Genomic DNA, 25,750 nt, shown 5'->3' with positions numbered 1-25,750 from the left:
GCGGACATGCGGCCACCCGGAGCTAGAGGTGGCCATGACGAACACAAAAAACACATCAAACGCGCAGAATTCACAGAAATCTTCCCAGCGGGCGGAAAGCGACACGACGGAAGACCGGCCCGGCCCCATGCAGGTGCTGCGCAACGCACGCACCCAGCTCGCGGAGCTGACCGGGATGTCCGCCGAGACGGTGTCGTCCTTCGAGCAGACGGAGGACGGCTGGTCGCTGGAGGTCGAGGTCCTCGAACTCGCCCGCGTGCCCGACACCATGAGCCTGATGGCGAGCTACCAGGTCGACCTCGACCCCGAAGGCCAGCTCACCGGCTACCGGCGCGTCCGCCGCTACGAACGCGGACGTGCCGACGCACACAGGCCCGGCGGCCGGTAGGCCGCCGAACCGATCCTCAACCCGACAACACAGGCAAGGAGGCGCGGTCGGCATGACCGTTGTCCCGGCACAACAGACCGGCGGCGGAGGCGGCACGAGTGGCCTCTACGACGTCCTGGAACTGGTCCTCGACAGGGGTCTCGTCATCGACGCGTTCGTGCGGGTCTCCCTGGTCGGCATCGAAATCCTCAAGATCGACGTCCGGGTCGTCGTGGCCAGCGTGGACACCTATCTGCGTTTCGCCGAGGCGTGCAACCGCCTCGACCTGGAAGCGGGGCCGCATCGCAGCCCCGGCCTGCCCGACCTCGTCGGCGAGATCACCGAGTCCGGCGCCCGCGGCAAGTCCAAGGGTGCGCTGTCCGGAGCCGCGCAGACCATCTCGGACGCCTTCAAGCAGGCGCGTGAGGAGGGCGGCGAGGCCGAACAGCAGCGGCCGCGCGCCCGCAAGTCGACGGCCGCCCGCAGGAAGGAGGAGCAGGAGTGAGCACGTACGTGTACGGCATCATCGACGGCTCCCGTTCCTCGCTGCCCGAGGACCTGGCCGGCGTCGGCGACCCGCAGCGGCCCGTGCGCATACTCGAGGAGAGCGGTCTGGCGGCCGTCGTCAGTGACGCGCCCGAGGGGCTGCGGCCCAAGCGCAAGGATCTGCTCGCCCACCAGAACGTGCTCGCCGAGGCCGGCGCGGACGGCTGTGTGCTGCCCATGCGGTTCGGCAGCGTGGCGCCCGACGACGCCACCGTCACCGGAGTGCTCGCCGAACGCGCCGAGCACTACAAGGAGCGCCTGCGGGCGCTGGACGGCAAGGTCGAGTACAACGTCAAGGCCATCCACGACGAAGAGGCCGTACTGCATCGCGTGATGGCCGAGAACCCCGAGCTGCGGTCGCTGACCGAGGCCAACCGGCAGGCGGGCGGCGGGAGTTACGAGGAGAAGCTGCGGCTCGGCGAGATGGTGGTGGCCGCCGTCAAGGCCCGCGAGGTCGAGGACGCGGCCGAGGTGCAGCAGGCTCTGGAGCCGACCGCCGCGGCGGTGAGCAACGGTCCGGAGTCCACCGGCTGGCTCGCCAACGTGTCGTTCCTGGTGGCCCGCGACGCGGCGGAGCCGTTCCTCGCCGCGGTCGAGCAGGTCCGCAAGACCCATCCCCACCTCGAACTGCGGGTCAACGGCCCGCTGCCGCCGTACAGCTTCGTCGAGCCCGGCCCCGCGGAGCCCGCGGGCAGCACGGCCGGCGCCGAGAGTTCCGGTGAGTGAGGTGAGGGCGTGGGACTGATCGGAGAGGTACTGCTGCTGCCGTTCGCGCCCGTGCGCGGCAGCGCGTGGGTGATCGGACAGGTGCTGAGAGAGGCCGAGCGCATCTACTACGACCCGGCCACGGTCCGGGCCGAACTCGCCCGTCTCGAAGAGCGGTTGGAGGCGGGCGAGATCGACGAGGAGGAGTTCGACCGGCTGGAGGACGAGCTCCTGGACCGACTGGAGACCGGCTCGCGCTCAGGCGCGTTGACCAACGACTGGATGAGTTGATGAACCGAGTGGGACTGGGCCTCGCGGTAGGGGCCGGATACGTCCTCGGGCGTACCAAGAAGTTGAAGATGGCCTTCGCCGTCGGCACCCTGGTCGCCGGCAAACGGATGCAGCTGAGCCCGCGGGCGCTCGCGGACCTGGTCTCCGGACAGCTGCGGAACAACCCGCAGTTCAAGGAGATCGGCGACCAGTTGCGCGAGGACCTGCGCGGCGTCGGGAAGGCGGCCTCGGGCGCCATGGTGGAGCGGCAGATCGACGCCCTCGCCGACCGGCTGCACGGTCGTACCGCCCAGGTCCGCGACCAGCTCGCGGGCGTCGTGCCGGACGGGTCGGACCTCGGGTTCGGCAAGGACGAGGACGACGAGGGCACCGACGAGTACGACGAGAACGATCACGAGAACGAGGCCGGGGCCGAGGAGTACGAGGAGAGCGGCGGCGAGCCCGAGGCCGAGCGGGACGAGGAGCCCGAGCCGCCCCGTGAGCGGGCGCCGGCCAAGAAGGCGACGGCGAAGAAGACCGCCGCCAAGAAGGCGCCCGCCAAGAAGAGCGCGGCGAAGGCGCCCGCCAAGAAGGCCACGGCCGGGACGAAGAAGACCGCGGCCAAGAAGACGGCCGCGGCGCGCGGCACCGCAAGTGGGGCGCGCACGCGGCTGCCGAAGGGAGGCGGTGACCGATGACCGACACCGTCGGATCCGCGACCTCCGCCGCCCGCGGGGCCACGAAGGCCGGCCCGCTCGGCGGGGTCGCCCGCAGCGAGGCCGTCGACCGGCTCAAGGGCGAGGCGCAGGAGTACCTCGCCGCTCAGGCCCAGCGCCTGCTGATCGGCGCGGGCCGCAAGCTCGGCGAGACCACCGTGAAACTGAACGACATCGCCGACGGCAACAGCCCCGGCTTCGCCAAGCTCGCCCTCGACGGCGGCCGCAAGCTCGCCGAGGGCAAGGGACCACTGCGCACCGCCCTGGAGGTGGGCGCCTCCCGCGCCAAGGAGAACGTCATGGGCGCGTTGAAGAACCTGGGGGGCGGCAAGGGCAAACGCAAGGGCGGGGCGGGCAAGAAGCCCACCGTGATCATGGAGTACGTCGATGTCGGCGTCCCCCTGCGCACGGCCTACGACCAGTGGACGCAGTACCAGGACTTCAGCACCTTCGCCAAGGGTGTGAAGAGCGCGAACCGCGCCGACGACACGACCTCCGACTGGCAGCTGAAGGTCTTCTGGTCCAACCGCAGTTGGAAGGCGCACACCACCGAGCAGGTGCCCGACGACCGCATCGCCTGGACGTCGGAGGGCGCGAAGGGCACCACGAAGGGCGTCGTCTCCTTCCACCGGCTCGCCGACAGCCTCACCCGGGTGCTGCTGGTGATCGAGTACTACCCCAAGGGCCTGTTCGAGAAGACCGGCAACATCTGGCGCGCCCAGGGCCGCCGGGCCCGCCTCGACCTCAAGAACTACGTCCGGTACGTCACCCTCAAGGGCGAGGCCGAGGACGGCTGGCGCGGTGAGATCCGCGACGGCGAGGTCGTCCGCAGCCACGAGGACGCGGTGGCCGAGGAGGAGGACGAGCAGGGCGGCGAGGAGGCGTACGAGGGCGAGGAAGAGGAAGCTGAGCAGGAGGGCCCCTACGCCGAGGAGGAGACCGGCAAGGAGGAGCCCGAGGACGAGTACGAGGAGGAGGACGAAGGGGAAGAGGAAGGCGAGGACGAAGGCGAAGAAGAGCCCGAGGACGAGTACGACGACGAGGCCGAGGGCGCGCAGGACGAGGCGGAGGACGAGGAGTACGAGTACGCCGAGGGCGGGAGCCGTCGATGACGACGCCCGGCCGGCTGCCCGAACCCTACGGCCGCGACGGCAGTGCGAACCTCGCCGACATCCTGGAGAGGGTGCTCGACAAGGGTGTGGTCATCGCCGGCGACATCCGGATCAACCTGCTCGACATCGAACTCCTCACCGTGAAACTGCGGCTGATCGTCGCCTCCGTCGACAAGGCGAAGGAGATGGGCATCGACTGGTGGGAGGACGACCCCGCGTTGTCCTCCCGCGCCCGCCACCAGGAACTCGCCCGGGAGAACGCCGAGTTGCGCGAGCGCATCGCCCGACTGGAGCCCGGGCACGCCGAGGAGGAGGCCCGATGACCGGACTGCGTTATGTGTACGCCGTCTGCCGGCCTTTCGGCACGCCGTTGCAGGCCGAGCTGACGGGCGTGGCCGGTGACCCGCCCAGACTGCTCGCCCACCACGGCCTCGTGGCCGTCGTCAGCCATGTGCCGGAGCGGGACTTCGCTGAGGAGCCGCTCCGGTCCCGTCTGGAGGACCTGGACTGGCTCACCGCGACGGCCCGCGCCCATCAGGGCGTGATCGACGCCCTCACCGTCGTCACCACCCCGCTGCCGCTCCGGCTGGCCACCGTCTTCCGGGACGACAGCGGGGTCCGCACGATGCTCCAGGCCAGGGAGGCCGACTTCCGGCGCACCCTGGACCGGCTGGAGGGGCGCGTGGAGTGGGGCGTCAAGCTGTACGCGGACGCCCCGCCCGCGGACACCGGCGCGCCGGCCGCCAAGCCGGCGACCGGCCGGGACTATCTGCGGCAGCGGCGCACCAGCGTCAGGGCGCACGAGGATCTGTGGCAGCGGGCCGAGGAATTCGCGAACCGACTTCACGAGACACTCTCGGCGGTCGCCGACGATTCCCGGCTGCACGCTCCGCAGAACGCCACGCTCTCCGGCGCGGCGGGCCGTAACGTGCTGAATGCGGCCTATTTGGTGCCGAGGTCCAGGTCCGAGGAATTCGTGGAACTCGTCGACCGGACGAAGGACGAGGCGACCGATTTCCGAGTGGAACTCACCGGCCCGTGGGCCGCCTATTCCTTCGCGGGGGAGAAGCCTTGACCGTCGTCGAACGCCGAGAGATCGCCCTGGTGGACCTGCTCGACCGGCTGCTGGCCGGCGGGGTCGTCATCACGGGCGACATCACCCTGCGCATCGCGGACGTGGACCTCGTCCGCATCGACCTCAACGCCCTGATCAGTTCCGTGAACGAACAAGTTCCGTCGCCGTGGGGAGAGCTGCTGTGACCCGGGCCCGCAACCGGCTCGACCTCGAACCGGACACCGTCGAACGTGACCTCGTCAAACTCGTCCTGACCGTCGTCGAGCTGCTGCGCCAGCTCATGGAGCGCCAGGCGCTGCGCCGCTTCGACGACGGGGGTCTGACCGAGGAGCAGGAGGAGCGCATCGGGCTCACCCTGATGCTGCTCGACGACCGCATGACCGAGCTGCGCGAGCGCTACGGCCTGCGGCCCGAGGACCTGAATCTGGACCTCGGGCCGCTGGGACCGCTGCTACCCCGGGAATGAATTTCCGCCGGGGAATATCACCACCTGTACCAGCGGCCCCGGCCTCCGGCTGCGGTTGTGCCGCGCATCAGGAATCCCAGGAGCCAGAGAACCAGAACTGCCAGCGCAATCCACCAGAGAATCTTCACTGCGAATCCGGCACCGAACAGAATCAATGCCAGAAGCAGTACAAGAAGAATGGCAACCATAGTGTGAACCTCCTGTGTTCCGGGTTTCCCGGAAACGGGGATTCAGGCGTCCTTGCGGCAGAGAATTTCCCCGTGCAGCACGCTGAACCAGGCGTCCTCCTGCCGGCCCCACTCCCGCCAGGCGTCCGAGATCGCCCGCAGGCCCTCCGCCGTGGCGTGGCCGCCCTCGGTCGCCCGGTCCGCGTACGCGGAGGCCACCGTGCGGTCGGCCCACAGCCCGCTCCACCACGCCCGCTCCTCGGCGGTCGCGAAGGTCCAGGTGTCCGAGGTCGCGGTGATGTCGGTCAGGCCCGCCGCCAGGGCCCATGACTTCAGTCGGCGCCCGGCGTCCGGTTCACCCCCGTTGGCGCGGGCGACGCGCTGGTACAGGTCCTGCCAGTCGTCCAGCCCGGGGGACGCCGGATACCAGGTCATGGCCGCGTAGTCCGAGTCCCGGACCGCGATGAACCCGCCCGGCCTGGTGACCCGCTTCATCTCGCGCAGCGCCCGCACCGGGTCGCCGACGTGCTGCAGCACCTGGTGGGCGTGGACCACGCAGAACGTGTCGTCCGGCCAGTCCAGGGCGTGCACGTCGGCGACCGTGAAGTCCACGTTGTGCAGGCCGCGTCCGGCGGCCGTGGCCCGGGCCTGGTCCAGGATGCCGGGGGCGTGGTCGGCGCCGGTGACATGGCCGTCGGGGACCAGTTCCGCCAGGTCGGCGGTGATGGTGCCGGGGCCGCAGCCGATGTCCAGGATCTTCATGTGGGGCTTCAGCGAACCGAGCAGGTAGGCCGCGGAGTTGGCGGCGGTGCGCCAGGTGTGCGAGCGCAGCACCGACTCGTGGTGCCCGTGCGTGTAGACGGCGGTCTCCTGCGGTTTCGACATGGCTGAACTCCCCTGTTCGACGCGGTGTCGGTACCGGTTGATCGGTACGTCCTCACCGTACGCCCGCATGTCGAATGATGAGACCCGCGTTTTACTATGTGGACTGACGGGTGCTCAGGCGGCGGGCAGCGGTCGATACACCGTGAGGGCCTCGGGCAGCTTCTCCAGCGTCACCTCGTCGGCCACCTCGGTGACTTCGCCGTCGTAGGCGAGGAGCGTGCCCGGGGCCACGCCCGCCAGCCGCAGCCGGCTCACCTGGACCGCCGCATGGACGGGAGAGCGGGTCAGCGGACCGGCGAGGGCCGCGGCGAGCAGCCGGGTCGCCGGGCGCCGCCCGCCGTGCACGACCCGGACGTCCAGCTGCCCGTCGGCGAGGTCGAGCCGGCGGCCCGGGGCCAGGCCCATCCGGTGGTAGGTGCCGTTGCCGACGAACAGCAGCCACAACGGGCGGGCCCGGCCGCGGAACTCGGCCTCCAGCGGATGCCGGTCGGCGCGCAGCACGCGCAGGGCCGCGAGCACCCCGGCCGGCCAGCCTCCGATCCGCCGCGACCAGTGTTCCCGCACCCGCACCAGCTCCGGATAGACGCCCAGGCTGCAGGTGTTGAGGAAGACGCCGCGCGTCCCGCCGCTGCGGAAGCGGCCCACGTCCACCCGGACGGCCTCGCCGCCACGGACGGCCCGGCTCAGGTCGTCGGCGCCCTCCACACCCAGGTCGTAGGCGAAGTGGTTCAGGGTGCCGCCGGGCAGCACCGCCAGCGGCAGACCGTGCCGCAGGGCGACCTCGGCGGCCGTGTTCACCGTGCCGTCGCCCCCGCACACGCCGAGCACGCGCGCGTGGCCGGCCGCCTTCTCCAGCTCGGCCAGCATGTCGTCCGGGCGGCACTCGACCAGCTCGGAGCGCGGCAGCGCCGTCTGCAGGGCGCGCACCCGCTCCGAGGTCCCCGCGGCGCTGTTCGCCACCATGACCAGCCCCTCGCCGTCGGGCAGCGCCGGCACCTCCGCGCGCGGCCGGGCCGGCGTGCCGAGCTGCGCGCGGGTCGGCACCAGCCCCCGCACGGCGAACGCGGCGCCCGCCCCCAGCAGGGCGCCCGCGAGCACATCGCTGGGGAAGTGCGCGCCGGTGTAGACACGGGACAGCGCCACCGACCACGCCACCGGCCCCACCGCCGCGCCCCAGGCGGGCGACTCCAGCGCCACGCCCGTGGCGAACGCGGCCGCCGACGCCGAGTGCCCGGACGGGAACGACGTGGTGATCGGCTGCCGCTTCAGCCGCCGGGCCAGCGGCACCGCGTCGAGCACGGGGCGGGGACGGCGTACGGACCGCTTGCCGAGGGTGTTGATCGTCAGCGAGGCCAGGCTCAGCGAGGCCACGCCGCGGGCGGCGGCCCGGCGGGCGCGCGGGGTGCGGCTCGCCGCCATCGCGGCGGCCGTGGCGAACCACAGCACGCCGTGGTTCGCGCTCCGGCTCAGCCGCGGCAGGACCGGCGCGGTCAGCGGCCAGTGCCGCTCGGCGGTGAACTCGAAGAGCCGGCAGTCCAGGGCCAGCAGCGCGTCGCGCACGGCGTGCCGGCCGGGCTTCGGGACGGTGAGGTCCACGTCAGGTGTCATGCGCCTGCGGGTACCCTGAAGTGGCCGTTTCTTGTCCGGGGGCGGTCATCACAACGGAGGCTCACCGCATGCGACTGCTCCTCGTCCGGCACGGCCAGACCCCGTCCAACGTCGCCTTCCTCCTCGACACCGCGATACCCGGGGCGGGCCTGACCCCGCTCGGCGAGCGGCAGGCGGCCGCGCTGCCCGAGGCCCTCGCCGGCGAGGACATCGAGGCCCTCTACGCCTCCACCCTGGTCCGCACCCAGCTCACCGCCGCCCCGCTGGCCGCCGCCCGCGGCCTCGACGTCCTCGTCCGCGACGGCATCCGGGAGATCTCCGCCGGGGACCTGGAGATGCTGGACGGCCACTCCCGGGCCGGGCACACCTACATGGAGACGGTCTTCGCCTGGTCCGCCGGGGACACCGCGCGGCGCATGCCCGGCGGCGAGAACGGCATCGAGGCCCTCGCCCGGTACGACGCCGTGATCGCCGAGGCCGCCGACAGCGGCGCCGGGACCGTCGCCATGGTCAGCCACGGCGCGGCGATCCGGATGTGGACCGCGGCCCGCGCCGCCAACGTCGACATCGACTTCGCCGCCGCCCGCCCCCTGGACAACACCGGAGTGGTGGTCCTGGAGGGCTCGCCCGCCGACGGCTGGAAGGTCCTGTCGTGGGAGGGCGCGGCCGTGGCGGCCACCGGCCCCGGCACCGAGGGCGGACCCGCCGGCCGGCCCCTCGACGAGGTCGAATAACGGTTTGCCCACCGTGGGCCCCGGCCCGCACAATGCGGCCTCATGGGACATCTGGAAGCCGCGCACCTCGAGTACTACCTCCCTGACGGGAGGGCGTTGCTCGGCGACGTGTCCTTCCGGGTGGGCGAAGGGGCGGCCGTGGCCCTCGTCGGGCCCAACGGTGCCGGCAAGACGACCCTGCTGCGCCTGATCTCCGGCGAGCTGAAGCCGCACGGCGGCACCGTCTCCGTCAGCGGCGGCCTCGGCGTGATGCGACAGTTCGTGGGCTCCGTACGGGACGACACGTCCGTACGCGACCTGCTGGTGTCGGTCGCGCCGCCGCGCATCCGGGAGGCCGCGCAGACCGTCGACCGGGCCGAGCACCTGATCATGACCGTCGACGACGAGGCGGCCCAGCTGAAGTACGCCCAGGCCCTCGCCGACTGGGCGGAGGTACGCGGGTACGAGGCGGAGACGCTGTGGGACATGTGCACGATGGCCGCGCTCGGGGTGCCGTACGAGAAGGCGCAGTTCCGCGAGGTCCGGACGCTCTCCGGCGGTGAGCAGAAACGGCTCGTGCTGGAGGCGCTCTTCCGGGGCACCGACCAGGTGCTGCTGCTCGACGAGCCGGACAACTACCTCGACGTGCCCGGCAAGCGCTGGCTGGAGGAGAAGCTGAAGGAGACCCGCAAGACGGTTCTCTTCGTCTCCCACGACCGCGAACTCCTCGCCCGCGCCGCCGAGAAGATCGTCTCGGTGGAGCCCTCGCCGGCGGGCGCCGACGCCTGGGTGCACGGCGGCGGTTTCGCCACGTACCACGAGGCGCGGCAGGCCCGGTTCGCCCGCTTCGAGGAGCTGCGCCGACGCTGGGACGAGAAGCACGCCCAGCTCAAGAAGCTGGTGCTGACGCTTCGGCAGGCGGCGGAGAACAGCCCCGACATGGCGTCCCGCTACCGCGCCGCCCAGACCAGGCTGCGCAAGTTCGAGGAGGCCGGGCCGCCGCCCGAGCCCCCGCGCGAGCAGGACATCAGGATGCGCATCAAGGGCGGCCGTACCGGCGTACGGGCCGTCACCTGCGCGGGACTTGAGCTCACCGGCCTGATGAAGCCCTTCGACCTGGAGGTCTTCTACGGCGAGCGGGTCGCCGTGCTCGGTTCCAACGGCTCCGGCAAGTCGCACTTCCTGCGGCTGCTGGCCGGGGAGCAGGTCGCGCACACCGGGCAGTGGAAGCTGGGCGCGCGTGTCGTGCCCGGGCACTTCGCGCAGACGCACGCGCACCCCGAGCTGATGGGCCGCCCGCTCCTCGACATCCTGTGGACCGAGCACTCCCAGGACCGCGGCGCGGCGATGTCACGGCTGCGCCGCTACGAGCTGACGAACCAGGCCGAGCAGAGCTTCGACCGCCTCTCCGGCGGCCAGCAGGCCCGCTTCCAGATCCTCCTGCTGGAGCTGGAGGGCGTCACCGCGCTGCTGCTCGACGAGCCCACGGACAACCTGGACCTGGAGTCCGCCGAGGCCCTCCAGGAGGGCCTGGAGGCCTTCGACGGCACCGTCCTCGCGGTCACCCACGACCGCTGGTTCGCCCGCTCCTTCGACCGCTACCTGGTCTTCGGCAGCGACGGCCGCGTCCGCGAGACACCGGAGCCGGTGTGGGACGAGCGGCGGGTGGAGCGGGCGCGCTGATCCCGCGCGGGAGACCGCTCACTTCCAGCGCAGCAGTGCGCCCAGGCCGCCGGGCAGCACCTCGTCGCCCGCCTCGGTGAGCGCGAGCGCCGTGGCGTCCGTCGTCACCGCCGCCCGCATCAGGGCGTCGTCCGCGCGGGCCGCCCAGGAGTTCTGCTCGCCGAGGATCCTCAGCTCCGTACGGCGCGTGGCCAGCTGGTCGGGGTCCTCGCCGATCCACACGTCGCGGTGCAGGTCGGGGCCCTCCGGCCGGAGCAGGAGCTCGGCGATCCGGTGCTCACGGGCCGCCTCCACCAGCTCGGGAAGGCTCTCGACGGCACCGGCGCGGCCCTCCTCGTCCGGGGTGCGAGCCCCGAGGAAGCGCTCCAGCTCCGCCTCGGCCCGCCGCCGCACATGGTCGGCACGGACCTGCTCGACCTCGTCGTCCAGGAGCCGGCTGCCGGTGCCGTGCTCGCTCTCCGCCACCAGGTCCTGGAGCCGCTGCGGCAGCCGCTCGTGCACCTCCCGCCGCTCGCGCAGATCACCCACGAGAACCAGCAGGTCGGCGCCGGTCTCCTCCTGGCAGACGGTGAGCGCGTCGGCGATCTCCGCCGCGTTGTGCTCCCAGGTGTTCTCCACCTTCAGCTGGAAGTGCCGCTCGGACCAGTCCACGGTGCTCGTGCGGTGCACCGGCCACTGCCGGCCCGCCACCGCCCCGGCCGGGCGCCGCTCCACGGCGCTGCGCAGCTCGAAGTCGGCGCCCCTGCGGTTGACGTAGGCGACGACGCACACCGGGTTCTCCCCGGCCAGCTCCAGCAGCGGTGTCGTGCGCGGCAGGGGAGCCCAGTGGGCGTGGCTGTCGCCCGGCGGGGCCTGAGCCAGCACGGGGTCGAGGACCACCTCGCCCGCCCGGGCGAAGAGGGCCCTGCCGTACCGGTCGGGGGAGTGGCGCAGATCCTCGATCGCGCTCTCCACGGCCCGGCAGGTGGCGTCGTCCGCGCCCTGCCCGGCCAGCTCGCGGGCCATCGCGGCGGCCGTCAGATGAAGGGCGTGGGCGGTGTCCTCCGCGTGCCGGGAGGTGTCGACGTACACGGAGGCCCAGGGGCCCGGATGTTCGTAGAGTGGGTGCAGATAGGCGAGATCCATGGTTCTCTCCCGGATTCCGCTCGGAGGCAGTGCTCAGCAGTGTTCACCGGGCGGGTACCCGAACCCCATGAACGAACACGACGAGTGGGACAACGCCATGACCGGAGTCGACCCCAGCCGCCTGGACGACCAGCAGCTCATGAAGGAGCTGGAGAACATCCACCGCACACGCCACGACACCCTGCTGTACGGCTCCAGCGACGCACTGCGCGCCCACAACGGCCGGATGGCCGAGCTGGAGGGCGAGTACCTGCGGCGCAACCCGCAGCGCCCGGTCGCCTCGGGACGCACGCGCGCGGGCGCCCGGGAGCGGGGCCATGGGGCCGCCGAGACGCCCCGCGTCTGACCCCGTCCGGGTCGCGCGTCGGCGTCGGCCCAGCCCGTCGCGAGCGGGGCCGACGCCGAGGCGAGGCGGGGTCAGCAGCGGGCCGGGGGCCGGTCCCAGTGCCGGTGGGCGGCCACAGCGGCGACGAAGGCGTGCACGAACTCCTCGCTCGCCGGGCCGGGCGAGGTGTCCGTGACGACGCCCCGGTCGGCGACCACCTGGTGGAACTCGGCGGACAGTTGCACGCCCTCCGGCTCCAGGGCCGTCACCACCCCCACCCCGGAGCCGAGCGCGCCCACCGGCTTGCCGTGCCGGTAGGCGTCCCGGACGAAACGCATCGCGTCCTGGTCGGAGGCCGTCGGCGGGGTGCCCACCGGACCGCCCGGCAGCAGCACCGCGTCGTACAGCACGGAGGCGACGGTCGGCAGCGCCCGGTCGACCTCGTACCGCTCGCCGTCGGCGCCGGTGACCGTGCCGTCCTGCGGCGCCAGCGCCTCGACGACCGCGCCCTCGGCGGTCAGCGCCTCCTTCACCGACGTCACCTGCTCGCCGTCCACGCCGTCGGCCACCAGCACCGCGATCTGCCGGGTGCGGATCGAGCCGTCGCCGCGCAGCGACTCCAGGCTCAGCGCGGGGGAGAGCACCTTGTTCGTGCCCGCCTCGGCCGCCGCCGGCTCCGGCACCCCGATGCCGCGGGCCACGGCAGCCGCCAACTCACCGTTCACATGCGCGAGTTGCTCCACCGTCCGGGCTCGTACGCTCATCGCGTCGACCTTGCCGAGCTCGAACCGGAAGGCGTCCACGATGTGCTGCTGCTCCCAGGGCGTCATGCTGTGCCAGAACAGGGCTGGCTGGCTGTAGTGGTCCTGGAAACTCGGGCTGCGGCGACGGATCTTGGCGCCGTCGACCCGTTCCGCGTAGTGGGTGTAGGCGTGGCCGTCGGCGCCCGCGTGGGCCGGGCAGCCGCCCCCCAGGGAGTTCGGGAAGTAGTTCGTACCGCTGTGGATCTTGCTCTGGCCGTAGCCGTCCCGCTGGTTGGTCCGCACCGGCGCCACCGGCCGGTTCACCGGCAGCTGGGCGAAGTTGGGGCCGCCGAGCCGGATCAACTGGGTGTCCAGATAGGAGAAGTTGCGGGCCTGGAGCAGCGGGTCGTTGGTGAAGTCGATACCGGGGACCACGTTGGCCGTGTGGAAGGCCACCTGCTCGGTCTCGGCGAAGAAATTCTCCGGGTTGCGGTCCAGCACCATCCGGCCGATCGGCCGGACCGGCACCTGCTCCTCCGGGATGAGCTTCGTGGCGTCCAGCAGATCGAAGTCGAAGGCGAACTCGTCCTCCTCCGGCACGAGCTGGACGCCCAGCTCCCACTCCGGATACTCGCCCGCCTCGATCGCGTCCCACAGGTCACCCCGGTTGAAGTCCGGGTTGCGGCCCTGGCACTCCTGCGCCTCGTCCCACACCAGCGAGTGCGCGCCGAGCTTCGGCTTCCAGTGGAACTTCACGAAGGTGCCGCGCCCCTCGGCGTTCACGAACCGGAAGGTGTGCACGCCGAAGCCCTGCATCATGCGGTAGCTGCGCGGGATCGCCCGGTCCGACATCAGCCACATGATCGCGTGCAGCGTCTCCGGCTGGAGGGACACGAAGTCCCACAGGGTGTCGTGCGCGGAGGCGCCGGTCGGGATGTCGTTGTGCGGCTCCGGCTTCACCGCGTGCACGAAGTCGGGGAACTTGATGCCGTCCTGGATGAAGAAGACCGGGAAGTTGTTGCCCACCAGGTCGTAATTGCCCTCGGACGTATAGAACTTGGTGGCGAAGCCGCGCACGTCCCGCACGGTGTCGGCCGACCCCTTCGGTCCCTGCACGGTCGAGAAGCGCACGAAGACCGGCGTCCGTACGGCCGGGTCCTGGAGGAAGGCCGCCCGGGTGAACTCCGCGCAGGATTCGTACGGTTCGAAGTACCCGTACGCGCCCGCGCCCCGCGCGTGCACCACCCGCTCCGGGATGCGCTCGTGGTCGAAGCGGGTGAGCTTCTCCCGGAAGTGGAAGTCCTCCATGAGGGTCGGTCCGCGCTCCCCGGCGGCCAGCGAGTCGTCGGTGTGGTCGACCTCCACACCCTGGTCGGTGGTGAGCGGGCCGGCCGTCGGGTCGTCCGCCCGGAAGCCGTCGCGCTGCTGCTGCTTGCGGTCAGCCATCAGCTGGCCTCCTTGCTCTCCGCCGCGGCGAACACGTCCAGGAAGGCCTCGCAGAACGCCTTCAGGTCGTCCGGCTTGCGGCTGGTGACCAGCTTGTTCGGGCCGTGGTCGCAGACCTTGACCTGCTCGTCGACCCACGTCCCGCCCGCGTTGCGGATGTCGGTGCGCAGACTCGGCCAGGAGGTCAGCACCCGGCCGCGGACGACGTCCGCCTCGACCAGGGTCCACGGGGCGTGGCAGATCGCCGCGACCGACTTGCCCGCGTCGAAGAAGTCCCGTGCGAACGCGACCGCGTTCTCGTCCGTCCGCAGGAAGTCGGGGTTGGCCACCCCGCCCGGCAGCACCAGCCCGGCGAAGGAGGTGGCGGAGGTCTCGCCCACGACCTCCTGCACGGGGAACGTGTCCGCCTTGTCCAGATGGTTGAAGGCCTGGATCTTCCCGGGCTTCGTCGACACCAGCACGGGTTCGTGCCCGGCGTCCACGACGGCCTGCCACGGCTCGGTCAGCTCGATCTGCTCGACGCCCTCGGGTGCGGTCAGGAATGCGATACGCATGATGCCTCAACGTCCTTTCGTGACACGCCAGTGAGCCTCGTCGCTCGTCGCGCGCTTCTTGCTCCGCTTCGCCGCACGCCGGCAGCGCAGCAGCTCCTCTCCGTACGGCAGCAGCACACAGGCGCCGATCGCCGCCGTGATGCCCGCGATGTAGCCGCGGGACAGCTGCGGGCGGCGCGGCACCAGCCGCCAGGCGTCCGGATCGCCGCGCCCGCCGCGCAGGAGTGACCTCACCTGGTCGGCGTGCAGACACATCAGGGAGGCCAGCGCGCCGAACGGCAGCGACTCCAGGAAGCTGTGGATGTGCTGCTCGATCGGCCGGACCTCGCGATCGCTGCGCACGGCCGTCCGTACGTCCCACAGCGCCGTGGCCTCGTGCACCGCGGCGCCGCCCAGCTGCACCGCGAGCAGCGCCGGGTTGACCTCGTAGCGCAGGGTGGCCGCGATCGGGATGCCGACCTCGGCCATCATCAGCGAGTGGATCAGTGACTCCTTGGTGCCCGCGGTGTCCTCGATACGGGTGCGCCGGTGCATCACCCAGTCGGCGAGACCGGGCACGAACCAGCTGGGCAGCAGCCCGTAGAGCAGGTAGCGGGTGGTGACCTCGCGGACGTCCACGGCACCGCCCGCCGTACCGCCCGAGGCGCTGATCGCGGCGGCCTGGCCCCTCATACGCCGCCCCGGCCACGCGGCCCGGGCCGGACGCCGGGCGGGTTCCCGCCGTGGGCCCCGGGTCCGCCGTAGGTGCCCGGCCTGCTGTCCGGCTCGGCGCGGCTGATGCCGGCCAGCACCGAGCCGGGGTCCTCCGCCTCGGCCAGGTCGCCGAGCGTCACCATGCCGACCGGCAGCCCGTCCTCGACGACCGGCAGCCGGCGTACGGCGTGCGCACGCATCAGCGCCGACGCGGCCGTCACCGGGTCGTCCGGCGCGACCAGCACCGGCTCGGCGCTGCACACCGAGCGCACGCTCGTGGTCAGCGGGTCGGCGCCCTCGGCGACCGCCCGGACCGTGATGTCACGGTCGGTGAGCACCCCGACGATCTCCTGGCCGTCGGCCACCAGGACGTCGCCGATGTCCTGCGCCCGCATGAGCTGCGCGGCCTCGACGAGCGAGGCGTCGGGGCGGACCGCGACCACGCCCGGCGTCATGACGTCCCTCACGAATTCAGCCATCACCTGGGACCTTCCTCCGTCCGTTTCCCGGCCGACGGGGACACCGCGGCCGGAGCCGACCCGACGCCGCCCGCAGTACCCCCGGGCCGGGGCCCTATGCGCGATCCCCGGCGGGGTGCGCGCGTTTGCGCCGTCGCGGTTCCTCGGGCTTGCGTCGGTTCCTTCCGTCCCGGTTCCTGAGCGCGCGGCTCGGCAGGGGCGCGCGGCGCTCCGCGCCGCCCCGGGCCCCTGCGCGAGCTGCCGGGCCGAAGGCCGGCGGTGCGCTACGCCTGCTCCGCCACCAGTGCCTCGGCCAGTTCCTGGACCGTTCCGTAGCGCTCCCCGGACGGGAGCTGTTCCACGGCCTCGATCAGGATGTCCGGGGCGTACGCGCGGCGCAGCGCGCCGGCCAGGTGCCTCGGGGGCGCGGGGAACGCGCTGCGGGTCAGGTGTCGGGCCAGCTCCTGGCGGACCGTGCCCAGGGACGCCCCGGCACCGCCCGGGGCCACGGGGCCGCCCGCGAGCTGGGGATCGTCGTCGGCGGTCGGCTCGGGGTCGTGCCACTCCTCGGTCCGTGTCGGGTGCCCGGATCGGAGCAGTCCCTGGAGTTCGTGTTTCATCTCGTCGTCGCGGTGGCGGCTCAGCCGGTCGCTGCCTCGCTGCATAGCTCTCCCTCCAGATCCTCGGGGGTGGCCACCGCGTACCCGAGGACGCGCCGCCGACACGGGGGTTTGCGCTCCGGTTCAGGGGAGACCCGGCGGCCACCCCCCACGCGATCCCGGGGAGGGAGACCGTCATGGCGATGCTCGCTGTGCTCATCCCGCTCCTCATGCTCGGCGCGGTACTGGCGCTGGGCCGCTACGAGGAGCTGCTGCTGCCGGAGAAGCGGGACGAGGTGACGGAGCTGGTGCCGCTCACCAAGCCACGCGAGAGCTGAACTCCGCGTGGTTCACCTCGGTCCAGGGGACTGACACGGCCAAGGTGGGCGTGTACATTGCGGGCGTCAAGAATCTGCGCACCATGGGTGTTTCGACCGTCCGAGTCTCCGAGGGGGACCCATGCAACGGCGCGTGCTCGGGCTTGTCACGGCAGCAATGGTCGTCGCCGGCGCCGCCGGCTGCGGTTCGTCCGACTCCGGAAGCGGCACGGCGTCGACCGCCGGCGGGGGCAGAACGACGCGGGTGACGGTCGGCATCATTCCCATCATCGACGTGGCACCCCTGTATCTCGGCCAGAAGAAGGGGTTCTTCACCGACCGAGGCATCGAGCTGAGGACGGTGACCGCGCAGGGCGGCGCCGCGATCATCCCCGGCGTGGTGAGCGGACAGTTCCAGTTCGGGTTCAGCAACACCACCTCGCTGATGATCGCCCAGACGAAGGGCGTCCCGGTCAAGTCCGTGGTCAACGGGGCCGCCTCCAACGGCAAGGTGGGTGCCGACGTCACCGGTGTCCTCGTCCGGAAGGACAGCTCCGTCAAGTCGGCCAAGGACCTCGCCGGGCGCACGGTCGCGGTCAACACCCTGCAGAACATCGGCAGTACCACGGTCCGCGAGTCCGTCCGCAAGGCCGGCGGCGACCCCTCGAAGGTGAAGTTCGTCGAGATCCCCTTCGACCAGATGCCGGCCGCCCTCGACGGCGGACGCGTCGACGCCGCCTGGATGGGCGACCCGGCGAAGTCCCTCGCCGAACAGCAGGGCGCGCGGATCGTGGCGTCGCCGTTCGCCGAGACCGACCCGAAGCTGACCGTCGCGACGTACTTCACCTCCACGCGGATCACCCGCGACAACCCCGAGCTGGTGCAGAAGTTCACCGCGGCGATGACCGAGTCGCTGGAGTACGCCTCCGCCCACCCCGACGAGGCACGGCAGATCCTCACCACCTACACCAAGATCGGCACGGACCTGCTGGACACGCTCACCCTGCCCGCCTGGCCCGCCGAGGTCGACACCGCCTCCCTGGAGAAGCTGGCCGCCCTCGGCGAACGGGACGGCCTCTTCGGCGACAAGAAGCCCGACATCCAGGCGCTGTTCCAGTAGCCCGGGGAACGCGCCCGGCGGCTACTTCTTGTCCCGCCCCGGCAGGAACTCCTGCACCTTCGCCTTCAGCCCCTGCTTGATCATCGACCCGCGGTCCGCGTCGCCCTTGAGGATCGACGCGGCCGTCGCCTCCATCTGCTCCCAGGTCGCGTGCGGCGGGATCGGCGGAACCGCCGGGTCGGTGAGGAACTCGATCACCGCGGGCCCGTCCGCCTCAAGTCCGGCACGCCAGCCCGCCTCGACGTCCTCGGGCTTCTCCACACGGATGCCGGTCAGCCCCAGCGAGCGCGCGAACGCGGCGTACTGCACGTCCGGCAGCTCCTGCGAGGGCAGGAAGGACGGCGCGCCCTCCATCGCCCGCATCTCCCAGGTCACCTGGTTCAGGTCGCGGTTGTTCCACACCCCGACCACCAGCCGCGGGTCCTCCCACAGATCCTTGTACTTCGCCGCCGTGATCAGCTCCGCCATTCCGTTCATCTGCATCGCCCCGTCCCCCACCAGCGCGATCGCCGGCCGGTCCGGATGCGCGAACTTCGCGCCGATGGCGTACGGCACCCCGCAGCCCATCGTCGCCAGCGTGCCGGACAGCGACGAGCGCATGCCGGGCCGCATCGTCAGATGGCGGGCGTACCAGTTGGCCGCCGACCCCGAGTCCGAGGAGACGATCGCGTTGCCGGGCAGCAGCGGGTCCAGGGCGTGGGCCACGTACTCCGGGTTGATCGGGTCGGCCGACAACTCCGCCCGCCGCCCCATCACCTCGCGCCAGCGCCGGACGTTGTCGCACACCGTCTCGTACCACTGGCGCCCGCGCTCCGCGCCGTTCAGCAGCGGGATCAGCCGCTCCAGGGTGGCCTTCGCGTCGCCGACCAGATTCACCTCGTACGGGTAACGCATCCCGACCATGTGCGGGTCGATGTCGATCTGCACCCCGCGCGCCTTGCCGAACTCCGGCATGAACTGCGTGTAGGGGAAGGACGATCCGATGGTCAGCAGGGTGTCGCAGTCCCGCATCAGCTCGTACGACGGACGCGTGCCGAGCAGCCCGATCGAGCCGGTGACGTACGGGAGTTCGTCGCTCAGCACGTCCTTGCCGAGGAGTGCCTTGGCGACACCCGCGCCGAGCAGCTCGGCGATCCGCGCCACCTCCTCGCGGGCACCCGCCGCGCCCTGGCCGATCAGAAGGGCCACCTTGTCACCGGAGTTGAGGATCTCGGCCGCCCGGAGCAGCGACTCCTCGGACGGCACGGCCGTCCACGCACTGCGGTCCAGGCTGGAGGGGACCATCTTGAACTCGTGGGTGGGCGGCGAGTAGTCGAGCTCCTGGACGTCGCCCGGGATGATGATCGCGGTGGGGGAGCGACGGGCGTACGCGGTGCGCAGCGCCCGGTCCAGCACGTTCGGCAGCTGCTCGGGGACGGTCACCGTCTCCACGAAGTCCGAGGCGACGTCCTTGAACAGGGTGTGCAGGTCGACCTCCTGCTGGTACGAGCCGCCCATCGCGGTGCGGTGCGTCTGGCCGACGATCGCCAGCACCGGCACATGGTCCAGCTTCGCGTCGTACAGGCCGTTGAGGAGATGGATCGCGCCGGGTCCCGACGTCGCCGCGCACACTCCGACGCGGCCGCTGAACTTGGCGTAACCGACCGCCTGGAACGCCGACATCTCCTCGTGCCGCGACTGCACGAACCGCGGCTGGTTCTCGGCCCGGCCCCACGCGGCGAGCAGGCCGTTGATGCCGTCGCCGGGGTAGCCGAACACATGGTCCACACCCCATTCGCGCAGCCGCTGCAGGATGTGGTCGGAGACCTTGGTGCTCATGGAGGGACCTCCCGGACGTCGGAAATACACAGGCAGCGCCTTCCGAGTCACCCCACGGCCCACGGGAAAACCTGCGCCGGGTTTGCGGCCGGGGGCCGGGGGCAGGCGCACTGTCAGTGCTTCGGACCGGAGGCACGTCCGTGGGAGCGGCCCTCGCGCCGCCACGGCTGTGCCGGTCCGGCCGCGCTCCCACGGTGACCGTCCAACCCAGAGCACCACCAAGGGAGTTGCGACGCATCATGTCCACGCGTACGAGCGCGAAGCACCACCCGCACGACGACGCCCCCGACACCGCGGACGCCTTCCGCCGACTGGCCGGACTGCCCGACGGCCCCGAGCGCGACACCTTGCGCGGCGAGATCATCGAGGCGTGGCTGCCCATGGCCGACCGGCTCGCGGGACGGTTCCGCAGCCGCGGCGAGAGCTTCGACGACCTGCGCCAGGTCGCGGCCCTCGGCCTGGTCAAGGCGGTCGACCGCTACGACCCCGAGCGCGGCAACGCCTTCGAGAGCTACGCCGTGCCCACCATCACCGGCGAGATCAAGCGCCACTTCCGCGACCACATGTGGACGCTGCACGTCCCGCGCCGGGTCCAGGACCTGCGCAACCGCGTCCGCTTCGCCAGCCAGGACCTCTCCCAGACCATCCCCGGCCGCAGGCCCACCGTCGCGGAGATCGCCGAGCACGCCCGGATGAGCGAGGAGGACGTGCTGGAGGGGCTGGAGGCGCTGGAGAGCTTCACCGCGCTGTCGCTGGACGCGGAACTGCCCGGCAGCGAGGACGGGTACTCGCTGAGCGACGCGCTGGGCTCCGCCGATCCGGCGCTGGACGTCGTCGTCGACCGCGAGTCCGTACGGCCGCGGCTCGCCGCGCTGCCCGAGCGGGAGCGGGCGATCTTGTACATGCGGTTCTTCGGGGACATGACGCAGAGCCGGATCGCCGAGCAGCTGGGAATCTCGCAGATGCACGTGTCCCGGCTGATCAGCCGGTGTTGCGGGAAGGTGCGGGAGCAGGTCCTCAAAGACGCGGCGTAGACCGCACAGGCGCGGTGCCGGGCGCGGGCCGGTGCCGGCCTGTCGCCCGGCTCCCCGCGGCCCTCGGGACGTTTCACCCGGTCGGCCTCACGCTGTCCCGCAAATGGTGCTTCGGCGCGCGCGTCCGTGGCGGGTCCGGGCTGTGATGGGTGCAGTGACCTGTCCGCGGTCGAAGGAGCCCCCCTCATGCGCCGCACCGTGCGTGCCCTGTCCGTCGCCGTTCTGGCGGGCGCCGCTCTCGGCGGTGCCGTGCCCGTCGCCCACGCGGACCCCGCCGCCGAGGTCGGCCCCGCCGCCGTGGAGCCCGGGGGCAGCGTCACCGTGTCCGTCTCCTGCGACCCGGTCGGTGCCGGCGCGCCCGCCGACATCGAAGCCACCTCGGCCGCCTTCGACGAGGAGACCGTGCTGCTGCAGCGGGTGCCCGGGAACGACGACGCCGTGGCCGGGCCCGCCTACCGGGGGACCGCGCGGATCGCGGCCACGGGGGACTTCGAGGGCGACTCGGCGTGGACCGTGGACGGGACCTGCCCCGGGGCGGCCGGGGCACAGGGCAAGGCATGGAGCGCGACGTTCGACGTGGTCCGCGGCGGCGGTGGCCGGCACGGCTGCACCGAGCCCCGGGCCGAGCCGTGCTCGCGCACGAGCGCGCCGGTCCAGCGGGGCGTGCACGCCGGTGCGGGCGGGTCCTTCACCGACTCCGTGCCCGCGCTGGTCGCGGGCGGTGCGCTCATCGCGGGCGCGCTCGGCGGCGCCGTGTACCGGGTGCGGCGCAAGATGCCGCGGGCCGACGCCTGAAGCGGCCCGGTCGCGGTGTGACCGACACAACGCGAGCGGACTTCCATCGACGTGCGCCACCCTGGGTACGCGGGGCAGAGCACCCCGCGGCACACCCCACGGTCCGCGACACAGCAGCTCACCCGGAGGTACGGATGCGGCGCACGGACCCCGAAGGCCACGGGCCGGTCCGCTACGGGCCGCCGTCGCCGGACGACGGGTTGCCCGTGCTGCCCGAGCTGTCGGCCGTGCTCGCCGCGGCGGCGGCCAGGGGCGGCGCCGAACCCGTCGGGGGCGGCCCCGCGCTGCTGGACGCCGCGTGCGGCTACTGGGCCCGGCGCGGCCTGTCCGCCGGGCCCGAACGGGTCGTGGCGGCCCCCGGCGCCCCCTCCCTGCTGCTCGCGCTGACCGCGGCCCTCGGCGGTGACGTCCTGGTGCCCCGGCCCTGCGCGGCCTGGTGGGCGCCGTACGCACGCCTGCTGGGAAGACCCGTCTTCCATGTGGCGACCCCGGCCGAGTGCGGCGGTGTCCCGGACCCGTACGCCCTGCTGGAGACCGTGCGCCGGGTGCGGGACGAAGGCGGTGACCCCCGGCTGCTCGTGCTGTCCGTGGCCGACGACCCCACCGCCACCGTGGCGCCGCCCGAGGTGCTGCACGAGGCCGTGGAGGCCGCCGCGGGCGAGGGCCTGCACCTGATCAGCGACGAGACCTGGCGCGACACCGTCCACGCACCGCACGACACCATGTGGCTGAGCCCCGCCGAGATGCTGCCCGACCGGGTCACCGTCGTCACCGACCTGGCCGGCGCCCTGCTGCCGCCGGGCTGGCCCGCCGCGGTCGCCCGCTTCCCCGAGGGGGACGCCGGCGACGGCCTCCACGCGCGCGTGCTCGACGTGCTCACCGCCCTGGGCGCCCGGGTGGCCGCCCCCGTCGCCGCCGCGGCCCGCTACGCGCTCACCGAACCCGAGCCGGTCACCGACCGGCTCGCCGCCGTCGTACGCCTGCACGCGCGCGTGGCTGCCGCCGCGCACACCGTCGTCGTCTCGGCCGGCGCCCTGGCCCGGCCCCCGCAGGCCGGACGCCACCTCTACGCCGACCTCGGCCCCCTGAAAGCCGCTCTCGGCGCGCACGGCGTCGGCGACGCACAGGACCTGGAGGAGTTCCTCACCGCCCGGCTCGGCATGCCGGCCCCCGGCGGCCACCGCTTCGGCGACGACCTGGGCGCCCTGCGGGTACGGCTGTCGACGGGCGCGCTGCTCGCCGGGACGGACGAGGAGCTCGAGGAATGCCTCAGGACGACCACACCGTTGGAACTGCCACACGTGCACCGTGCGTTGATCACCCTGAAGTCGGTCTTCGACGATCTCCGCGACGACGCTCAGCGATGGGAGCCTCCTCGATGACGCAGCAGTCCACGAGTACGGCCGGTTCGAGCAGCGCCGGTTCGGGCACCGCCGGTCCGAGCGCCGCCGGTGCCCGCACGACCGTCCGGGAAGCCGCCGATCCGACGGCCGGGCCACCGTTCGCGCCCCCGCTCGAAGCCCCCTTCCCGCCGCTCGCCGAACCCCGCCCGCTCGGCGAGCGCCGGGTCTGGCCGCGCACGTTCCACGACCGCCTCACCGCCCCGCTGCCCGGCCTCAAGGCCATGGCCCGGTTCGCCCGCGAGGGCTCCGTGCGGCCCGGCCGCGAGGGGCTCGCCGACATCCCGCTGCTGCCCTTCGAACCGGGACCGCTGCCCCGCGTCGACGCCCGTACCGTCGCCGTCTCCTGGGCGGGCCACGCCAGTTGGGTGATCCGGATCGGCGGGCTCACCGTGCTCACCGACCCTGTCTGGTCCCGTCGCATCCTGGGCACCCCGGCCCGGATCACCCCGGTCGGCATCGCCTGGAGCGCGCTGCCCCGCGTCGACGCCGTCGTCATCAGCCACAACCACTACGACCATCTGGACGCCCCCACCCTGCGCCGACTCCCGCGCGACACCCCGGTGTTCGTGCCCGCGGGACTCGCCGGCTGGTTCCGCCGCCGTCGGTTCACCCTGGTCACCGAGCTCGACTGGTGGGAGGCCGCCGAACTCGACGGCGTCCGCTTCGACTTCGTCCCCGCCCACCACTGGTCCAAGCGCACCCTCACCGACACCTGCCACAGCCTGTGGGGCGGCTGGGTCCTCACCGCCCCGGACGGCGCGCGCGTCCACTTCGCCGGAGACACCGGCTACGGCCACTGGTTCGCCCGCATCGGCCGGCGCTACCCCGGCATCGACCTGACCCTCCTGCCCATCGGCGCCTACGACCCCCGCTGGTGGCTCAGCGACGTGCACTGCGACCCGGAGGAGGCGGTGCGGGCGGCCCAGGACCTGGGGGCGCGACGGATGGCGCCCATGCACTGGGGCACGTTCGTGCTGTCCGCGGAACCGGTGCTGGAGCCGCTCACCCGGGTCCGGGCCGCGTGGGAGAAGGCGGGACTGGCGCGGGAGGACCTGTGGGACCTGCCGGTGGGCGGGTCCCGGGTCCTGGACCAGGCTCGCCGGCCATGAACCGACGGCGACGCAAGAAGCTCTCGCGACAGCTCTTCGAGGCGACCCTGGAGGGCGACGCTGCCCGGGTGGCGGCGCTGCTGCGGCGCGGCGCGGACCCGGAGCGCCCTCACGGCGACGGGCCCACTCCCCTGTATGCCGCGTCCGTGCAGGGCGAAGCCGGTGTCGCCCGCCTGCTCCTGCAGGCCGGGGCCGCGCCCGACACGGAGAGCGGAGGTGACGGCTCGGAGGGCACGCCGTTGTGCGCGGCGGCCTGCTGGGGCCACACCGAGACCGTGCGGGAACTGCTGGCACGCGGCGCCGATCCGAACCTCCGTGAGGATCACGGCACCGGCTGGTCACCGCTGGAGTGGGCCGACCACGGCCCGCACCCCAGGACCGCCGAACTCCTCGTCGCGGCCGGGGCGCGACGGCGTTAGGCCTTGGCCGTCCTGCGCACCCGGCGCCACACGCTCGGCGCCGCGCTGATCGCGACCGTCAGGACGATCGCCGCCAGCACACCCTCCCAGGGCTCCTCGAACAGCGACCCGCCCAGGATGCCGATCAGCTGGTAGGTCACGGCCCACGCCAGGCACGCCGGCAGATTGCCGCGGGCGAACCTGCGCAGCGGCCACTTCGCCATCAGGCACGCCAGCATCACCGGAATCCGCCCCGCGGGCACCATCCGGGACAGCACCAGCACCGTCACGCCGTGCTCGGCCAGCTTCTCCTGCGCCTGCGTCAGCCGGTCCTCCGGCGCCCGGGACCGGATCGCCTCCAGCCACCGCGACCCGTTCTTCGAGGCCATCCCGCGCCGCCCCAGCCAGTACAGCGTCGCGTCCCCCAGGAACGCGGCCAGCGAGGCCGTCACGAACACCAACGCCATCGAGAACGGCGCCGTCTGATGGAACGCCACCACCGCCGCCGAACTCACCAGCGCCCCCGTCGGCACCACCGGCACCAGCGCCCCGATCAGCACCAGCAGGAACAGCGAGGGATAGCCGATCGCCTGCTGCGTCGACTCGGGCGGCACGGTCGTGGCGGTCGCCGCCAGCCAGGTGGGCATCACCGGGCCACCTCCGGACGCACGCTCTCCCCGTGGTCCAGCAGATGCACCGCCACGCCGGGCGCACGCTCGGCCGCGAGGCGCACGAACTCCGCGCCGGGAGCATGGAATTCATGGGGGCGTACGGCGTCCATCCCGATCGGCCAGTACGTGCCGTAGTGCACCGGCACCGCGCTGGCCGGGTCGAGCCGGGCCAGTGCCTCCGCGGCCCGCCCGGCGTCCAGGTGCCCCTCCCCGAGGTACGGCCCCCAGCCGCCCACCGGCAGCAGGGCCACGTCGACCGGCCCGACCTCCTTCGCCATGTCGTCGAACAGCCCCGTGTCCCCGGCGAAGTAGGTGCGCGCCTCGCCCTCGACGACATAGCCGAGCGCGGGGGAGCGGTGCGGTCCGACGGGCAGCCGCCGTCCGTCGTGCCGGGCCGGGACCGCCCGTACGACCACGTCCCCGATCACCGTCTCGTCACCCGGCGCCACCTCGGTGACCTGGAGGTGCGCGAGCCGGCGCAGTCCGGGCACCGCACGGGGTGCGCCCCGGGGCACGAGCAGGCGCGTGCCCGGGGACAGCCGCTGCAACGACGGAATGTGCAGATGATCGGAGTGCAGGTGGGAGACGAGCGCCACGTCCGCGCGCCAGGCGCCGGGCGGTGGCACCGCGCCTCGACGGCGGCGCAGATGGGCGAGGCGGCGGGCGAACAGCGGGTCGGTGAGCACACGGACGTCCGAGTCCTGGAGCGTGCAGGTGGCGTGACCCCACCAGGTGATCTCCACCGGCACCTCTTTGCCTCCTTCGCGCGACTCCCCGAAGCCTACGGGCAGGAGTAGGGTCGGCGGCGAAACCCGGAGGTGAGGGGGAC

Annotated in this window: 32 protein-coding genes; 20 read left to right on the top strand and 12 right to left on the bottom strand. The window is 72.6% G+C overall.

Translation table 11 applies throughout. The features are described from left to right. Positions 1–34 precede the first annotated feature (34 nt). The 10 genes from DI272_RS09265 to DI272_RS09220 are packed head-to-tail and all read left to right on the top strand — an operon-like array spanning position 35 to position 5,257. Complete coding sequence (locus DI272_RS09265; RefSeq protein WP_109500750.1) at positions 35–388, top strand: gas vesicle protein; 354 nt, start codon at positions 35–37, stop codon at positions 386–388. Positions 389–440: 52 nt separating this feature from the next. Beyond that, positions 441–872 (top strand): gas vesicle structural protein GvpA, encoded by a 432-nt coding sequence (locus DI272_RS09260; protein ID WP_109494885.1) that lies wholly within the window; start codon positions 441–443, stop codon positions 870–872. After that, a complete protein-coding gene (locus DI272_RS09255) occupies positions 869–1,639 on the top strand; it encodes a GvpL/GvpF family gas vesicle protein (RefSeq protein WP_109494884.1) in 771 nt (256 codons plus the stop codon). The genes DI272_RS09260 and DI272_RS09255 overlap by 4 nt, the downstream gene beginning before the upstream one ends. Positions 1,640–1,648: 9 nt before the next feature. Continuing rightward, entirely contained in the window at positions 1,649–1,909 is a 261-nt protein-coding gene (locus tag DI272_RS09250) for a gas vesicle protein GvpG (protein ID WP_109494883.1), read from the top strand. Next, positions 1,909–2,586, top strand: a complete 678-nt coding sequence (locus DI272_RS09245) for a DNA primase (protein WP_109494882.1) — start codon at positions 1,909–1,911, stop codon at positions 2,584–2,586. The genes DI272_RS09250 and DI272_RS09245 overlap by 1 nt, the downstream gene beginning before the upstream one ends. Further along, positions 2,583–3,716 carry an SRPBCC family protein gene (locus DI272_RS09240; RefSeq protein WP_109494881.1) on the top strand — a complete coding sequence of 378 codons (1,134 nt, stop codon included), beginning with the start codon at positions 2,583–2,585 and terminating at the stop codon, positions 3,714–3,716. The genes DI272_RS09245 and DI272_RS09240 overlap by 4 nt, the downstream gene beginning before the upstream one ends. After that, on the top strand, positions 3,713–4,039 hold the full coding sequence (locus DI272_RS09235) for a gas vesicle protein (RefSeq protein WP_109494880.1): 327 nt from the start codon (positions 3,713–3,715) through the stop codon (positions 4,037–4,039). The genes DI272_RS09240 and DI272_RS09235 overlap by 4 nt, the downstream gene beginning before the upstream one ends. After that, positions 4,036–4,791, top strand: coding sequence for a GvpL/GvpF family gas vesicle protein (locus tag DI272_RS09230; protein WP_109494879.1), 756 nt, complete (start codon positions 4,036–4,038; stop codon positions 4,789–4,791). Before DI272_RS09235 ends, DI272_RS09230 begins: the two co-directional genes overlap by 4 nt. Continuing rightward, positions 4,788–4,976, top strand: a complete 189-nt coding sequence (locus DI272_RS09225) for a gas vesicle protein (protein WP_109494878.1) — start codon at positions 4,788–4,790, stop codon at positions 4,974–4,976. Before DI272_RS09230 ends, DI272_RS09225 begins: the two co-directional genes overlap by 4 nt. Further along, positions 4,973–5,257, top strand: a complete 285-nt coding sequence (locus tag DI272_RS09220) for a gas vesicle protein K (RefSeq protein WP_109494877.1) — start codon at positions 4,973–4,975, stop codon at positions 5,255–5,257. Before DI272_RS09225 ends, DI272_RS09220 begins: the two co-directional genes overlap by 4 nt. 17 nt (positions 5,258–5,274) lie before the next feature. Here the strand turns inward: DI272_RS09220 and DI272_RS09215 are convergent, their stop codons facing one another. The 3 genes from DI272_RS09215 to DI272_RS09205 form a co-directional block, all read right to left on the bottom strand. After that, positions 5,275–5,445 (bottom strand): hypothetical protein, encoded by a 171-nt coding sequence (locus tag DI272_RS09215; protein WP_059195288.1) that lies wholly within the window; start codon positions 5,443–5,445, stop codon positions 5,275–5,277. Between the two features lie 42 nt (positions 5,446–5,487). Beyond that, positions 5,488–6,309 carry a class I SAM-dependent methyltransferase gene (locus DI272_RS09210; RefSeq protein WP_109494876.1) on the bottom strand — a complete coding sequence of 274 codons (822 nt, stop codon included), beginning with the start codon at positions 6,307–6,309 and terminating at the stop codon, positions 5,488–5,490. A gap of 114 nt (positions 6,310–6,423) precedes the next feature. Beyond that, positions 6,424–7,917, bottom strand: a complete 1,494-nt coding sequence (locus tag DI272_RS09205) for a bifunctional phosphatase PAP2/diacylglycerol kinase family protein (protein WP_109494875.1) — start codon at positions 7,915–7,917, stop codon at positions 6,424–6,426. A gap of 68 nt (positions 7,918–7,985) precedes the next feature. Here DI272_RS09205 and DI272_RS09200 point away from each other — a divergent pair, with 68 nt between their 5' ends. Continuing rightward, positions 7,986–8,651 carry a histidine phosphatase family protein gene (locus DI272_RS09200; protein ID WP_109494874.1) on the top strand — a complete coding sequence of 222 codons (666 nt, stop codon included), beginning with the start codon at positions 7,986–7,988 and terminating at the stop codon, positions 8,649–8,651. A gap of 42 nt (positions 8,652–8,693) precedes the next feature. After that, on the top strand, positions 8,694–10,313 hold the full coding sequence (locus tag DI272_RS09195) for an ABC-F family ATP-binding cassette domain-containing protein (RefSeq protein ID WP_109494873.1): 1,620 nt from the start codon (positions 8,694–8,696) through the stop codon (positions 10,311–10,313). An 18-nt stretch (positions 10,314–10,331) separates the two neighbouring features. Here DI272_RS09195 and DI272_RS09190 read toward each other — a convergent pair whose 3' ends face one another. Next, positions 10,332–11,438: a Vms1/Ankzf1 family peptidyl-tRNA hydrolase gene (locus DI272_RS09190; RefSeq protein WP_109494872.1), complete on the bottom strand. Its 1,107-nt coding sequence runs from the start codon at positions 11,436–11,438 to the stop codon at positions 10,332–10,334. A 67-nt stretch (positions 11,439–11,505) separates the two neighbouring features. On the opposite strand from DI272_RS09190, the gene DI272_RS09185 reads away from it, so the two are divergent. Beyond that, entirely contained in the window at positions 11,506–11,784 is a 279-nt protein-coding gene (locus DI272_RS09185; RefSeq protein ID WP_109494871.1) for a DUF6158 family protein, read from the top strand. A 71-nt stretch (positions 11,785–11,855) separates the two neighbouring features. Here the strand turns inward: DI272_RS09185 and DI272_RS09180 are convergent, their stop codons facing one another. The 5 genes from DI272_RS09180 to DI272_RS09160 form a co-directional block, all read right to left on the bottom strand. Then, positions 11,856–13,952, bottom strand: coding sequence for a catalase (locus tag DI272_RS09180; protein WP_109494870.1), 2,097 nt, complete (start codon positions 13,950–13,952; stop codon positions 11,856–11,858). Further along, complete coding sequence (locus DI272_RS09175; RefSeq protein ID WP_109494869.1) at positions 13,952–14,506, bottom strand: type 1 glutamine amidotransferase domain-containing protein; 555 nt, start codon at positions 14,504–14,506, stop codon at positions 13,952–13,954. Before DI272_RS09175 ends, DI272_RS09180 begins: the two co-directional genes overlap by 1 nt. 6 nt (positions 14,507–14,512) lie before the next feature. Further along, positions 14,513–15,178, bottom strand: a complete 666-nt coding sequence (locus tag DI272_RS09170; protein ID WP_109494868.1) for a diguanylate cyclase — start codon at positions 15,176–15,178, stop codon at positions 14,513–14,515. Continuing rightward, the gene (locus DI272_RS09165) at positions 15,175–15,678 is read right to left on the bottom strand and encodes a CBS domain-containing protein (protein ID WP_109494867.1); all 504 of its coding nucleotides are present in this window, start codon (positions 15,676–15,678) and stop codon (positions 15,175–15,177) included. Before DI272_RS09165 ends, DI272_RS09170 begins: the two co-directional genes overlap by 4 nt. Before the next feature lie 263 nt (positions 15,679–15,941). Further along, on the bottom strand, positions 15,942–16,322 hold the full coding sequence (locus DI272_RS09160; protein ID WP_109494866.1) for a DUF2795 domain-containing protein: 381 nt from the start codon (positions 16,320–16,322) through the stop codon (positions 15,942–15,944). A 131-nt stretch (positions 16,323–16,453) separates the two neighbouring features. Here DI272_RS09160 and DI272_RS44440 point away from each other — a divergent pair, with 131 nt between their 5' ends. Together DI272_RS44440 and DI272_RS09155 are read left to right on the top strand one after the other, a co-directional pair. Continuing rightward, positions 16,454–16,594 carry a hypothetical protein gene (locus DI272_RS44440; RefSeq protein ID WP_181387129.1) on the top strand — a complete coding sequence of 47 codons (141 nt, stop codon included), beginning with the start codon at positions 16,454–16,456 and terminating at the stop codon, positions 16,592–16,594. A 121-nt stretch (positions 16,595–16,715) separates the two neighbouring features. Beyond that, complete coding sequence (locus DI272_RS09155) at positions 16,716–17,693, top strand: ABC transporter substrate-binding protein (protein WP_109494865.1); 978 nt, start codon at positions 16,716–16,718, stop codon at positions 17,691–17,693. A gap of 21 nt (positions 17,694–17,714) precedes the next feature. On the opposite strand, the gene DI272_RS09150 is transcribed toward DI272_RS09155, so the two are convergent. After that, complete coding sequence (locus tag DI272_RS09150) at positions 17,715–19,511, bottom strand: thiamine pyrophosphate-requiring protein (RefSeq protein WP_109494864.1); 1,797 nt, start codon at positions 19,509–19,511, stop codon at positions 17,715–17,717. Between the two features lie 239 nt (positions 19,512–19,750). Between DI272_RS09150 and DI272_RS09145 the strand changes: the two genes are divergently transcribed. The 5 genes from DI272_RS09145 to DI272_RS09125 all read left to right on the top strand — a co-directional run bounded on the left by DI272_RS09145 (position 19,751) and on the right by DI272_RS09125 (position 24,271). Continuing rightward, complete coding sequence (locus DI272_RS09145) at positions 19,751–20,545, top strand: RNA polymerase sigma factor SigF (protein WP_109494863.1); 795 nt, start codon at positions 19,751–19,753, stop codon at positions 20,543–20,545. A 186-nt stretch (positions 20,546–20,731) separates the two neighbouring features. Further along, positions 20,732–21,340, top strand: coding sequence for a hypothetical protein (locus DI272_RS09140; protein WP_109494862.1), 609 nt, complete (start codon positions 20,732–20,734; stop codon positions 21,338–21,340). Between the two features lie 134 nt (positions 21,341–21,474). After that, positions 21,475–22,722 (top strand): aminotransferase class I/II-fold pyridoxal phosphate-dependent enzyme, encoded by a 1,248-nt coding sequence (locus tag DI272_RS09135; RefSeq protein ID WP_109494861.1) that lies wholly within the window; start codon positions 21,475–21,477, stop codon positions 22,720–22,722. Next, on the top strand, positions 22,719–23,852 hold the full coding sequence (locus tag DI272_RS09130) for an MBL fold metallo-hydrolase (protein WP_109494860.1): 1,134 nt from the start codon (positions 22,719–22,721) through the stop codon (positions 23,850–23,852). Before DI272_RS09135 ends, DI272_RS09130 begins: the two co-directional genes overlap by 4 nt. Next, on the top strand, positions 23,849–24,271 hold the full coding sequence (locus tag DI272_RS09125) for an ankyrin repeat domain-containing protein (protein WP_109494859.1): 423 nt from the start codon (positions 23,849–23,851) through the stop codon (positions 24,269–24,271). The genes DI272_RS09130 and DI272_RS09125 overlap by 4 nt, the downstream gene beginning before the upstream one ends. Here DI272_RS09125 and DI272_RS09120 read toward each other — a convergent pair. After that, entirely contained in the window at positions 24,268–24,897 is a 630-nt protein-coding gene (locus DI272_RS09120) for a DedA family protein (protein ID WP_109494858.1), read from the bottom strand. The genes DI272_RS09125 and DI272_RS09120 overlap by 4 nt on opposite strands. Beyond that, positions 24,897–25,670 carry an MBL fold metallo-hydrolase gene (locus DI272_RS09115; protein ID WP_109494857.1) on the bottom strand — a complete coding sequence of 258 codons (774 nt, stop codon included), beginning with the start codon at positions 25,668–25,670 and terminating at the stop codon, positions 24,897–24,899. Before DI272_RS09115 ends, DI272_RS09120 begins: the two co-directional genes overlap by 1 nt. Positions 25,671–25,750: the final 80 nt, after the last annotated feature.

The sequence above is a fragment of the Streptomyces sp. Act143 genome (assembly GCF_003143935.1).
In the GTDB taxonomy this organism is placed as follows: domain Bacteria; phylum Actinomycetota; class Actinomycetes; order Streptomycetales; family Streptomycetaceae; genus Streptomyces.
The sequence above is the reverse complement of the archived record's forward strand: the minus strand, read 5'-3'. Positions and strand labels throughout refer to the sequence as shown.

What these genes read in the sequence shown, in the direction of transcription:
- DI272_RS09160 (WP_109494866.1), bottom strand. Translation starts at nt 16,322, where the DNA reads ATGCAGCGAGGCAGCGACCGGCTGAGCCGCCACCGCGACGACGAGATG.
- DI272_RS09170 (WP_109494868.1), bottom strand. Translation starts at nt 15,178, where the DNA reads ATGAGGGGCCAGGCCGCCGCGATCAGCGCCTCGGGCGGTACGGCGGGC.
- DI272_RS44440 (WP_181387129.1), top strand. Translation starts at nt 16,454, where the DNA reads ATGGCGATGCTCGCTGTGCTCATCCCGCTCCTCATGCTCGGCGCGGTA.
- DI272_RS09260 (WP_109494885.1), top strand. Translation starts at nt 441, where the DNA reads ATGACCGTTGTCCCGGCACAACAGACCGGCGGCGGAGGCGGCACGAGT.
- DI272_RS09200 (WP_109494874.1), top strand. Translation starts at nt 7,986, where the DNA reads ATGCGACTGCTCCTCGTCCGGCACGGCCAGACCCCGTCCAACGTCGCC.
- DI272_RS09135 (WP_109494861.1), top strand. Translation starts at nt 21,475, where the DNA reads ATGCGGCGCACGGACCCCGAAGGCCACGGGCCGGTCCGCTACGGGCCG.
- DI272_RS09245 (WP_109494882.1), top strand. Translation starts at nt 1,909, where the DNA reads ATGAACCGAGTGGGACTGGGCCTCGCGGTAGGGGCCGGATACGTCCTC.
- DI272_RS09125 (WP_109494859.1), top strand. Translation starts at nt 23,849, where the DNA reads ATGAACCGACGGCGACGCAAGAAGCTCTCGCGACAGCTCTTCGAGGCG.
- DI272_RS09130 (WP_109494860.1), top strand. Translation starts at nt 22,719, where the DNA reads ATGACGCAGCAGTCCACGAGTACGGCCGGTTCGAGCAGCGCCGGTTCG.
- DI272_RS09180 (WP_109494870.1), bottom strand. Translation starts at nt 13,952, where the DNA reads ATGGCTGACCGCAAGCAGCAGCAGCGCGACGGCTTCCGGGCGGACGAC.
- DI272_RS09140 (WP_109494862.1), top strand. Translation starts at nt 20,732, where the DNA reads ATGCGCCGCACCGTGCGTGCCCTGTCCGTCGCCGTTCTGGCGGGCGCC.
- DI272_RS09155 (WP_109494865.1), top strand. Translation starts at nt 16,716, where the DNA reads ATGCAACGGCGCGTGCTCGGGCTTGTCACGGCAGCAATGGTCGTCGCC.
- DI272_RS09210 (WP_109494876.1), bottom strand. Translation starts at nt 6,309, where the DNA reads ATGTCGAAACCGCAGGAGACCGCCGTCTACACGCACGGGCACCACGAG.
- DI272_RS09240 (WP_109494881.1), top strand. Translation starts at nt 2,583, where the DNA reads ATGACCGACACCGTCGGATCCGCGACCTCCGCCGCCCGCGGGGCCACG.
- DI272_RS09265 (WP_109500750.1), top strand. Translation starts at nt 35, where the DNA reads ATGACGAACACAAAAAACACATCAAACGCGCAGAATTCACAGAAATCT.
- DI272_RS09175 (WP_109494869.1), bottom strand. Translation starts at nt 14,506, where the DNA reads ATGCGTATCGCATTCCTGACCGCACCCGAGGGCGTCGAGCAGATCGAG.
- DI272_RS09150 (WP_109494864.1), bottom strand. Translation starts at nt 19,511, where the DNA reads ATGAGCACCAAGGTCTCCGACCACATCCTGCAGCGGCTGCGCGAATGG.
- DI272_RS09230 (WP_109494879.1), top strand. Translation starts at nt 4,036, where the DNA reads ATGACCGGACTGCGTTATGTGTACGCCGTCTGCCGGCCTTTCGGCACG.
- DI272_RS09185 (WP_109494871.1), top strand. Translation starts at nt 11,506, where the DNA reads ATGAACGAACACGACGAGTGGGACAACGCCATGACCGGAGTCGACCCC.
- DI272_RS09165 (WP_109494867.1), bottom strand. Translation starts at nt 15,678, where the DNA reads ATGGCTGAATTCGTGAGGGACGTCATGACGCCGGGCGTGGTCGCGGTC.
- DI272_RS09215 (WP_059195288.1), bottom strand. Translation starts at nt 5,445, where the DNA reads ATGGTTGCCATTCTTCTTGTACTGCTTCTGGCATTGATTCTGTTCGGT.
- DI272_RS09235 (WP_109494880.1), top strand. Translation starts at nt 3,713, where the DNA reads ATGACGACGCCCGGCCGGCTGCCCGAACCCTACGGCCGCGACGGCAGT.
- DI272_RS09145 (WP_109494863.1), top strand. Translation starts at nt 19,751, where the DNA reads ATGTCCACGCGTACGAGCGCGAAGCACCACCCGCACGACGACGCCCCC.
- DI272_RS09190 (WP_109494872.1), bottom strand. Translation starts at nt 11,438, where the DNA reads ATGGATCTCGCCTATCTGCACCCACTCTACGAACATCCGGGCCCCTGG.
- DI272_RS09195 (WP_109494873.1), top strand. Translation starts at nt 8,694, where the DNA reads ATGGGACATCTGGAAGCCGCGCACCTCGAGTACTACCTCCCTGACGGG.
- DI272_RS09120 (WP_109494858.1), bottom strand. Translation starts at nt 24,897, where the DNA reads ATGCCCACCTGGCTGGCGGCGACCGCCACGACCGTGCCGCCCGAGTCG.
- DI272_RS09205 (WP_109494875.1), bottom strand. Translation starts at nt 7,917, where the DNA reads ATGACACCTGACGTGGACCTCACCGTCCCGAAGCCCGGCCGGCACGCC.